The 10,974-nt window shown below is 67.1% G+C and carries 3 pseudogenes; all 3 read left to right on the top strand.

Going from position 1 to position 10,974, the window contains the following annotated elements:
• Window positions 1-32 precede the first annotated feature (32 nt).
• The 3 pseudogenes from LZC94_10295 to LZC94_10305 all read left to right on the top strand — a co-directional run bounded on the left by LZC94_10295 (window position 33) and on the right by LZC94_10305 (window position 10,737).
• Window positions 33-113: pseudogene (locus tag LZC94_10295) on the top strand (RNA-binding protein).
• Window positions 114-222: 109 nt separating this feature from the next.
• Window positions 223-9,111: pseudogene (locus tag LZC94_10300) on the top strand (SDR family NAD(P)-dependent oxidoreductase).
• Window positions 9,112-9,243: 132 nt separating this feature from the next.
• Window positions 9,244-10,737: pseudogene (locus LZC94_10305) on the top strand (polyketide synthase).
• Window positions 10,738-10,974: the final 237 nt, after the last annotated feature.

The raw sequence follows: 10,974 nt of genomic DNA on the forward strand, positions 1-10,974 counted from the left end.
GCGACGACGCGGACGAGGTTCGAATACCGTGCGGCGGTGGTGGCGGGGGAGCGTGCGGAGGCGCTTTTGGCGCTGTCGGGGATGGCCGGTGGGGAGCCGGAGGATTTGGGGGGATGGGGAACGGGAGAAAACCGCAAGGGCGCAAGGGTCGCCAAAGGGCGCGCGAGGGTAGACGGGAAGTTGGCATTTCTGTTTACCGGGCAGGGGAGTGCGTATTCGGGAATGGGGCGGGAGTTGTATGCGGCGTTTCCGGTGTATCGGAGGTCGTTGGATCGGATTTGTGCGTGCTTCGAAGATGCGCTGGGGGTGTCGCTGCGGGAGGTGATCTTCGAGGCGGGGAATGCGACGCAATTGGAGCAAACGCAGTATGGGCAGGCGGCGCTGTTTGCGGTGGAAGTGTCGTTGGTGCGGCTGCTGGAGTCGTGGGGGATACGAGCGGATGTCGTGATGGGGCACTCGGTGGGGGAGCTGGGTGCGGCGCATGTGGCGGGGGTGCTGAGCTTGGAGGATGCGTGCCGGTTGGTGGCGACGCGGGGGCGCTTGATGCAGGGGGTGAGCGCGAAGGGAGCCATGGCGTCGCTGCAGGCGACGGAGGGGGAGGTGGAGGAGCGGCTGGGGGGCCGTGCGGGGGTGTCGATTGCGGCGGTGAATGGGCCGCGTGCGACGGTGATCTCGGGGGACGAGGCGGCGGTGCAGGAGGTGGTGGAGGCGTTCGAGAAAGCGGGGCGCAAGACGAAGCGGCTGGAGGTGAGCCACGCCTTTCACTCGTCGCATATGGATGAAGTTTTGGAGGCGTTCGGGCGCGAGGCGGCGATAGTTGACTATTCGCGGCCTCAGATACCGGTGATTTCCAATGTGACCGGGAAACGCGCGAGCGACGAGGAGCTGCGCAGCGCGGGCTATTGGGTTCGCCACGTGCGGGAGCCGGTTCGATTCGGCGAGGGGGTGCAAGCGCTGGAGGCGGAGGGGGTCACGCGTTACGTGGAGGTGGGGCCGCGGGGCGTGCTTTCCGCGATGGCGGCGGAGAACCTGACGGAGCGGGGTGCGGAGGAGAGCGTGCTTTTGGCGACCATTCGCCCGGAGCGCTCGGAGGTGGAGACGCTCCTGGAAGCTCTGTGCAATTTGCATATAAATGGCCAATCGGTGGATTGGGCCGCCTTCTACGAACCGCTGGGCGCGCGCCACGTGGAGCTGCCGACCTACGCCTTTCAGCGCCAGCGCCACTGGCTCGACATAGCCAAACCGCGCACCGCGGATTTGACGTCCGTCGGCCTCACCTCGTCGCAGCACCCCTTTCTTGGCGCCGCGGTATCGCTGGCGGACGCCGATGGCCACGTGCTCACGGGCTTGCTGTCCTTGGAGAGCCAACCGTGGCTTGCGGAGCACGAGGTATTCGGAACGGTGATTTTGCCGGGGACGGCATTTCTCGAAATGGCTTTTGCCGCGGCGCGACGGGTCGGGCTGGGGTGCGTCGAAGAGCTGACCTTGGAAACGCCGCTTTCCCTGTTTCCCAAGTTGCCTGTCCAGGTGCAGCTCTTCGTCGGCAGTCCCGATGAAGCGGGCCTCCGCGGCCTGACCATTCATGCGCGACCCCAAGGCGCGGATGATGCTCCGTGGGTCCGTCACGCGAACGGCCTCTTGGGCCCGCGCCGCCCCGGGGCCGCGGACTTCGATTTTCACATTTGGCCCCCCCGCGGGGCCACCGCGCTGAATGTGACCGAGCTTCACGAGCGCCTGGCCGAAATGGGGCTGGTGTACGGTCCTTCCTTTCGAAGCCTCCAGGCCGCATGGCAGCGCGGCGACGAGCTCTTTGCCGAGGTGCATCTTCCCGATACCCTCACCCCGGACGCCCAAGCTTTCGCGCTCCACCCGGCGCTGCTCGATGCAGCCCTCCACGCGACGGCTCTTGGCTCGGATGGGCATCCTCTGGTGGAAGCGCGCCTTCCATTCTCATGGGCTCGGGCCGATGTGCATGCTCCCGGAGCGGACAGCCTGCGCGTTCGAATCGTACGCACGCTCGCCGACAACCAAGGTGCGCTGTCGTTGCGAATGGCGGACGCGCGCGGTGAGCCGGTCGCCTCGGTCGATAGCCTGCGCACGCGGCCGATGCCGGCAACCGGCGGTCGAGCCTCGCTCTATCGCCTCGATTGGCGTCGCCTCCCCGTACGAAGCTCACCCACCCGCGAACGTTGGGCGGTGCTGGCGGACGAAGGCGATCCCCTGGTGACCGATTTGCGATCGGCGGTGAGCGCGCTCGCGTGCATTCCCGACCGGGCCGCGCTCGATACCACCGCCCTTCGCCCGCAGGTCCTGATCCTCCCGTTCCTCGCGCCGGAAGCCGGCATGAGCCGCGTGACCGAGACCGTGCACGAGGTCACCGTTCGCGCCATCGCACTCTTGCGCGCTTGGCTGGCCGCCGAGCATTTCTCCGCGTGCCAGCTGGTGATCCTCACGCGACGCGCCGTCCGCGCGACCGACGGCGACGCCAACGTCGATCGGGCGCACGGACCGCTTTGGCCGTTGGTTCGCGCGGCGCAATGGGAGCACCCCGATCGCGCGGTGATCTTGGTCGACGTGGACGATGCATCCACGTCGCTGAGCGCATTGCCGGCGGCTTTGGCGACCGGGGAGCCTCAACTCGCGTTGCGACGAGGCTCCGTATACGTGCCGCGATTGGCGCGCGCGGTGAGCGCACCTGCGGGACCGAAGCCCGTTCTCTCGCCCGAAAAGACGTTTCTGGTGACGGGCGGAACGGGGGCCCTCGGAGCACTTTTCGCACGGCATCTCGTTTCGAACTTTGGTGTTCGCCGTCTCCTCCTCGTCTCGCGTGGAGGTGAGCGCGCCGAGGGCGCCGGGCCCCTTGCACGCGAGCTCGAAGGGCTGGGCGCCCGCGTAACGTTCGCGGCCTGCGACGTTGGCGATCGGGCGGCGCTGAAGCAGGTGCTCGAACGCATCCCCCAGGAGCACCCGCTGGGCGGCGTGATCCACGCGGCCGGCGTGCGCGACGACGGTCTCCTTGCATCGCTCGATGCGGCGCGCATCGCGCGCGTTCTGCGGCCCAAGGTGGACGGGGCCCATCATCTGCACGAGCTCACGCTGGACCGAGAGCTGGAAATGTTCGTGCTGTTCTCGTCGCTGGCGGGCGTGCTCGGCAGCGCGGGACAAGCTGCATATTGCGCAGCCAACGGGTTTCTCGATGCGCTGTCGCATCACCGCCGCGCGCTCGGTCAGCCGGCGCTCTCCCTGGCTTGGGGGCCTTGGGCCGAGGAGGGCATGGCCGCGCGCGCCTCGGACGTGGAGCGCGCGCGCATGCGTCGGTTTGGGTTTCCACCGATGACCCGTGACGAAGGGCTCTCCCTCTTCGACGCGGCGCTCGGACACGGGGACGCGCTCCTCGCTGCCGCCCGGCTCGATGGGGCGAGCCTGCGCGCGCGCGCGGACGAGCTACCCTCGACCTTGCACGACCTCGTGGGCATCGGCGCAGCGCGCCGCGTGGAGAGCAAGCGCGAAGAGCGATCGCGATTTGCGGAGCGCGTGAGAAGGCTGGGGGACGAGCAGCGCGCGAAGTACATTTTGGATTTGGTGCGCGAAGAAGTGGGTCGCGTGCTGGCGCGGGCGCACGAGGCAATCGAGGAGACGAGGCCGCTGCAAGAGCTTGGTCTGGACTCGTTGATGGCGGTGGAGTTGCGCAATCGTTTGGGTACGGTGACGGGGAGGCGCTTGCCGGCGACCTTGCTGTTCGACCATCCGACCCCGCAGGCGCTGACGCGATACCTGCAGCGAGAGCTAGTGGGGGACGTCGGTATCGCGCCGGATGGAGTGCGCGAGGGCAGATGGGAGAGCACGGGGAACGAGCCAATTGCGATTGTATCGATGGCGTGCCGCTATCCCGGTGGGGTGAGGGACGCCGAGGGATTGTGGGCGCTGTTGGAGGCTGGTGGCGAGGGGATCACGGAGTTTCCCGCGAATCGGGGCTGGGATGTGGAGGGGCTCTACGATCCGGACGCGGAGGCGGTGGGGAAGAGCACGACGCGACGGGGCGGGTTTTTGCACGAGGCGGCGGAGTTCGATGCGGGGTTTTTCGGAATTAGCCCGCGGGAGGCGTTGACGATCGATCCGCAGCAGCGGCTCTTGTTGGAGACGTCGTGGGAGGCGTTGGAGGGAGGCGGGATGGACCCGCGGACCTTGCAGGGGACGCGGACGGGTGTGTTCGTGGGGGTGATGTACAGCGATTACGGGGCGCGTCTAGCACCGGCGCCGGCGGGGTACGAAGGTCATGTTGGGATAGGGAGCGCACCGAGCATCGCATCGGGGCGTATCGCGTACACGCTGGGGCTGGAAGGGCCCGCGATGACGATCGACACGGCGTGCAGCTCGTCGCTGGTAGCGATTCACCTGGCGTGTCGGGCGTTGCGGCAAGGGGAGTGCACGTTGGCGCTGGCCGGTGGGGTGACTGTGATGTCGACGCCGCTGACCTTCATCGAGTTCAGTCGTCAGCGTGGATTGTCGCCGGATGGGCGATGCCGGTCGTTTGGGGAGGGTGCAAACGGAGTGGGTTGGAGCGAAGGGGTGGGGATGCTGGTGCTGGAGCGGTTGTCGGAGGCGAAACGCCTCGGGCACCCGGTGCTGGCGGTGATTCGCGGGAGCGCGGTGAACCAAGACGGGCGAAGCCAAGGGCTGACGGCGCCGAATGGGCCGTCGCAGCAGCGCGTGATTATGCAGGCGCTGGAAGATGCGGGGTTGGGAGCGGGGGACGTGGAGGTGGTGGAGGGTCACGGGACGGGGACGACGTTGGGGGATCCGATCGAGGCGCAGGCGCTGCTGGCGACGTATGGGCAGGGTCGGAAAGCGGAGGAGGGGTTATGGCTTGGGAGCATCAAGTCGAACTTGGGCCATACGCAGGCGGCGGCGGGGGTTGCGGGTGTGATGAAGATGGTGCTGTCGATGCAGCACGAGAAGCTGCCGAAGAGCTTGCACGCGGAGCGGGCGTCGAGGCACGTGGATTGGTCGGGCGGTGGGGTGAGGTTGTTGACGGAGGCGCAGGAGTGGAGGGCGCGATTCGGTCGGCAACGGCGCGCGGGGATTTCCTCGTTTGGAATCAGTGGGACGAATGCGCACGTGATTCTGGAGGAAGCGCCGGTGGAGGACATGGCGGTCGTCGCGGAGGCCGCGGGGCTCGCGAGGGTGCCGCTGGTGTTGTCGGGGAAGAGCGAGGGGGCGCTACGGGAGCAAGCGGCGCGATTGCTCGCGTCGGTGCAACGGAACGAGACGATCTCGCTGTTGGATATGGGGTATTCGCTGGCGACGACGCGAGCACCGTTCGAATACCGTGCGGCGGTGGTGGCGGGGGATCGCGCGGGGGCGCTTTTGGGGCTGTCGGAGATTGCTGGTGGGGTCGGGAGAGAATCGCCCGATCGCGCGGGGTTGTCGGGGATGGCCGGTGGGGAGCCGGAGGATTTGGGGGGATGGGGAACGGGAGAAAACCGCAAGGGCGCAAGGGTCGCCAAAGGGCGCGCGAGGGTGGACGGGAAGTTGGCATTTCTGTTCACGGGGCAGGGGAGTGTTTATTCGGGAATGGGGCGGGAGTTGTATGCGGCGTTTCCGGTGTATCGGGGGTCGTTGGATCGGATTTGTGCGTGCTTTGAAGGGTTGCTGAGGGTGTCGCTGCGGGAGGTGATCTTCGAAGAGGGGAATGCGTCGCGGTTGGAGCAGACGCAGTATGCGCAGGCGGCGCTGTTTGCGGTGGAAGTGTCGTTGGTGCGGTTGCTGGAGTCGTGGGGGATACGGGCGGATGTCGTGATGGGGCACTCGGTGGGGGAGCTTGGTGCGGCGCATGTGGCGGGTGTGTTGAGCTTGGAGGATGCGTGCCGGTTGGTGGCGGCGCGTGGGCGCTTGATGCAGGGGGTGAGCGCAAAGGGAGCCATGGCGTCGCTGCAAGCGTCGGAGGGGGAGGTGGAGGAGCGGCTGGGGGGCCGGGTAGGGGTGTCGATCGCGGCGGTGAATGGGCCGCGCGCGACGGTGATCTCGGGGGATGAGGCGGCCGTGCAGGAGGTGGTGGAGGCGTTCGCGAAAGCGGGACGCAAGGCGAAGCGGCTGGAGGTGAGCCACGCGTTTCACTCGTCGCATATGGATGAAGTTTTGGAGGCGTTCGAGCGCGAGGCGGCGAAAATCGATTATCGGGCGCCGCAAACCGCGGTGATCTCGAACGTGACAGGAAAACGCGCGAGCGACGAGGAGCTGCGCAGCGCGGGCTATTGGGTTCGCCACGTGCGGGAGCCGGTTCGATTCGGCGAAGGGGTGCAAGCGCTGGAGGCGGAGGGTGTCACACGCTACGTGGAGGTGGGCCCGCGGGGCGTGCTTTCGGCCATGGCGGCGGAGAACCTGACGGAGCGGGGCGCAGAGGAGAGCGTGCTTTTGGCAGCGCTTCGCGCGGACCGTTCGGAGGTGGAAACGGTATTCGAAACATTGTGCCAACTGCACGTCACCGGCCAAGTCGTGGACTGGTCGTCGCTGTTCGCGCCGCTCGGAGCGCGCCGGATCGCGTTGCCGACATATGCCTTCCAACGTGAACGCTATTGGCTCGACGCGCCCAAGGCACGCACCGCCGACGTACGGTCGCTCGGTGTTGCCCCTGCGGAGCATCCATTTCTGAGCACGGTGGTGCCTCTTGCCGATGCGGATGGGTTCTTTTTTACGGGCCGGCTCTCCATCGACGATCTCCCGTGGCTCGCCGACCACACCCTGTTTGGTTCGTGCCTCTTGCCCGCCACCGCCTTATTGGAATCGGCCCTTGCCGCTGCACGTCGGGTCGGGCTCGACGGCGTGGAGGAGCTAACCTTGGACGCGCCCCTGCTCCTTCCGGCGAAGGGCGGCGTTCAAGTGCAAATCGTCGTGGGCGATCGCGACGACGCCGGCCAGCGCTCGTTTGCATTTCATGCACGCACGGAGGAACCCGGCGATGCCGGCCGCTGGACCCGCCATGCGACGGGGCGCCTCGGGTGCGCTCGGAAACCCGCGTCGTTCGACCTCCGCACATGGCCTCCCGCCGACGCGGTCCCCTTGGATCGCGACGAGCTGCACGGCCGCCTGCAGGCCTCGGGCTTCCGCTACGGTGCGTGTTTTCAGGGACTGCGTGCGGCCTGGAGCCGCGGCCGTGACATGTTCGCGGAAGTGCAATTGCCCGCCGGCCATCGGCTCGATGTCGGGGACATGGGCGATTACCAACTTCACCCGGCGCTGCTCGATGCCGCTCTTCACGCGCTCGCCGGCGCATCCTCGGCGGATCTCGCCGGCGCCCATGTCGCGGTTCCGTTTGCATGGTCGGGTATTTCGATGCACACGGCGGGGGCGTCGAGCTTGCGCGTGCGTCTCGCACCCCGTACGGGCGCCGATGGGGAGAACGCCTGGTCGCTGGCGGTGGCCGACGCCTCGGGTTCGCCGGTGGCATCGGTCCAGGAGCTGCTGCTCCGACCGATATCGCAGGAGCGATTGCGCGCAGCACTGGGCTCGTCGCGCGATCTGCACGCGGTCGCGTGGATGGCGTGGCCGGAGGTTGGCCATGGGCACACGGCCGCCATGGGCCGCTGCGCGCTCCTCGGTGCGAGCGAAGTACCTTGGATGGCCTCCCTCCGCGCGCGACGCTTGGAACGGTATTCCGATCTTGCCGCGCTGCAAACGTTCCTCGACGGCGGCGGTTCGGTGCCCGATACGATCCTCGTCACCTGGAGCGGCACCCATGCCAGTGGATGCCCCGCCGACGAACGGATTGCGGCCGCACATCGCAGCTCGTACCGCGCCCTTGCATTTCTGCACGCATGGCTGGCCGACGAGCGCTTGAAGGACACACGATTGGTGGTGCTCACGCACCGCGCAATCGCAACCCGCGAAGGCGAGGACGTGCTCGATCTGGAGCACGCCGCACTGTGGGGGCTTCTGCGTTCGGTGCAAACGGAGCACGCGACGCGGCCCATCGTGCTCGTGGACGTCGACGGCGAAAGCACGGTCACCGAATGGCCGGCGGCCCTCGTACGCGGCGAATCCCAATGGGCTCTCCGTCACGGAACGTGGCACGTACCGCGCCTGGTGCGCCCCTCCGCGTCCCCGAGCGCGGCGCGCGTGGCCCGCCCGAGTGGGACGTATTTGGTAACGGGAGGCACGGGAGGGCTTGGAGGAGAGGTCGCGGAGCTCGTGGTGAAGCGGGGTGTGGGGCGAGTGATTCTGCTGTCGCGGCAAGGTGAGAATGCGCCGGGGGCGAAGGAGCTGAAGGCGCGGTTGGAGAAGGCGGGCGCCGAGGTGCGGCTGGAAGCGTGCGACGTGGGCGAGCGAGCGCAATTGGAAGAGGTGTTGAAGGAGATCGAGGGAGAGTGGGGGTTGGATGGAGTGATCCACACGGCGGGGGTGTTGGAAGACGGGGTCGTGGAGAAGCAAACGGAGGAGAGCCTCGTGCGGGTGATGCGAGGGAAGGTGGATGGGGCGTGGCACCTTCACGAGCTGACCCGAGGAATGAGGCTGGAAGCGTTCGTGATGTTCTCGTCGGTGTCGGGGTTGGTTGGAGGGGCAGGACAAAGCAACTACGCGGCGGCGAATGCATTTTTGGATGCGCTGGCGCACCACCGAAGGTCGCAGGGGTTGTCGGGGCAATCGCTGGCGTGGGGGAGGTGGACGGTGGGGAAAGGGATGGGGTCGCAGTTGAGCGAGGGCGCCGAAGAGCGGATGGAGAGGTGGGGAGTGGGAGGGTTGGGGCGAGAGGAAGGATTGGAGCTTTTCGAAGAGGCGCTCGGGCGAGAGGAGGCGCTGTTGGTGCCCGCGAAGCTGCAGGTCAGGGAGGTGAGGAGGCGGGCGAAGGAGGGGGAACGAATCGAGCCGTTGCTACGTGGGTTGGTGCCGGAGTGGCGCGAGAGAGGAGAAGGGGAGGGATTTGCGGAGCGGGTGAGGGGGATGGGGGAAGAGGAGCGGGGAAAGTATGTGATGGAGGTGGTGCGCGAAGAGGTGGGTCGCGTGCTGGGTGGGGTGAGCGGAGGAATCGAGGAGACGAGGCCGCTGCAAGAGCTTGGTCTGGACTCGTTGATGGCGGTGGAGTTGCGCAATCGTTTGGGTACGGTGACGGGGAGGCGCTTGCCGGCGACCTTGCTGTTCGACCATCCGACCCCGCAGGCGCTGATGCGGTACCTGCAGCGGGAGCTGATGGGGGACGTCAGCGTCGCGCCGAACGGGTCGCGCGAGGCGCGATCGGACTATGCGGGGAACGAGCCAATTGCGATTGTATCGATGGCGTGCCGCTATCCCGGCGGGGTGAAGGATGCGGAGGGATTGTGGGCGCTGTTGGAGGCTGGTGGCGAGGGGATCACGGAGTTCCCCGCGAATCGGGGCTGGGACGTGGAGGGGCTCTACGATCCGGACGCGGAGGCGATAGGAAAGAGCACGACGCGGCGGGGCGGGTTTTTGCACGAGGCGGCGGAGTTCGACGCGGGGTTCTTTGGAATTAGCCCGCGGGAGGCGTTGACGATCGATCCGCAGCAGCGGCTCTTGTTGGAGACGTCGTGGGAGGCGTTGGAGGGAGGCGGGATGGACCCGCGGACCTTGCAGGGGACGCGGACGGGCGTGTTCGTGGGGGTGATGTACAGCGATTACGGGGCGCGTCTGGCGCCGGCACCGGCGGGGTACGAAGGTCATGTTGGGATAGGGAGCGCACCGAGCATCGCATCGGGGCGCATCGCGTACACGCTGGGTTTGGAGGGGCCCGCGATGACGATCGACACGGCGTGCAGCTCGTCGCTGGTGGCGATTCACCTGGCGTGTCGGGCGTTGCGGCAAGGGGAGTGCGCGTTGGCGCTGGCCGGTGGGGTGACAGTGATGTCGACGCCGCTGACCTTCATCGAGTTCAGTCGTCAGCGTGGGTTGTCGCCGGATGGGCGATGCCGGTCGTTTGGGGAGGGTGCAAACGGAGTGGGTTGGAGCGAAGGGGTGGGGATGCTGGTGCTGGAGCGGTTGTCGGAGGCGAAACGCCTCGGTCATCCGGTGCTGGCGGTGATTCGCGGGAGCGCGGTGAACCAAGACGGGCGAAGCCAAGGGCTGACGGCGCCGAATGGGCCGTCGCAGCAGCGCGTGATTATGCAGGCGCTGGAAGATGCGGGGTTGGGAGCGGGGGACGTGGAGGTGGTGGAGGGTCACGGGACGGGGACGACGTTGGGGGATCCGATCGAGGCGCAGGCGCTGCTGGCGACGTATGGGCAGGGTCGGAAAGCGGAGGAGGGGTTATGGCTCGGGAGCATCAAGTCGAATCTTGGCCATACGCAAGCGGCGGCGGGGGTTGCGGGTGTGATGAAGATGGTGCTGTCGATGCAGCACGAGAAGCTGCCGAAGAGCTTGCACGCGGAGCGGGCGTCGAGGCACGTGGATTGGTCGGGCGGTGGGGTGAGGTTGTTGACGGAGGCGCAGGAGTGGAGGGCGCGATTCGGTCGGCAACGGCGCGCGGGGATTTCCTCGTTTGGAATCAGCGGGACGAATGCGCACATGATTCTTGAAGAGGCTCCGGCGGAGGATGCGACGGTCGTTGCGGAATCCACGGTGGTGCCGGAATACGTGCCGCTGGTGTTGTCGGGGAAGAGCGAGGGGGCGCTGCGGGAGCAAGCGGCGCGGTTGCTCGCGTCGGTGCAACGGAACGAGACGATCTCGTTGTTGGATATGGGGTATTCGCTGGCGACGACGCGAGCACCGTTCGAATACCGTGCGGCGGTGGTGGCGGGGGATCGCGCGGGGGCGCTTTTGGGGTTGTCGGAGATTGCTGGTGGGGAGCCGGAGGATTTTGGGGGATGGGGAACGGGAGAAAACCGCCAGGGCGCAAGGGTCGCCAAAGATTTGGGGGGATGGGGAACGGGAGAAAACCGCCAGGGCGCAAGGGTCGCCAAAGGGCGCGTGAGGGTGGATGGGAAGTTGGCATTTCTGTTCACGGGGCAGGGGAGTGTTTATTCGGGA

The organism is Sorangiineae bacterium MSr11954 (assembly GCA_037157815.1).
Taxonomy (GTDB): Bacteria; Myxococcota_A; Polyangia; order Polyangiales; family Polyangiaceae; genus Pendulispora; species Pendulispora albinea.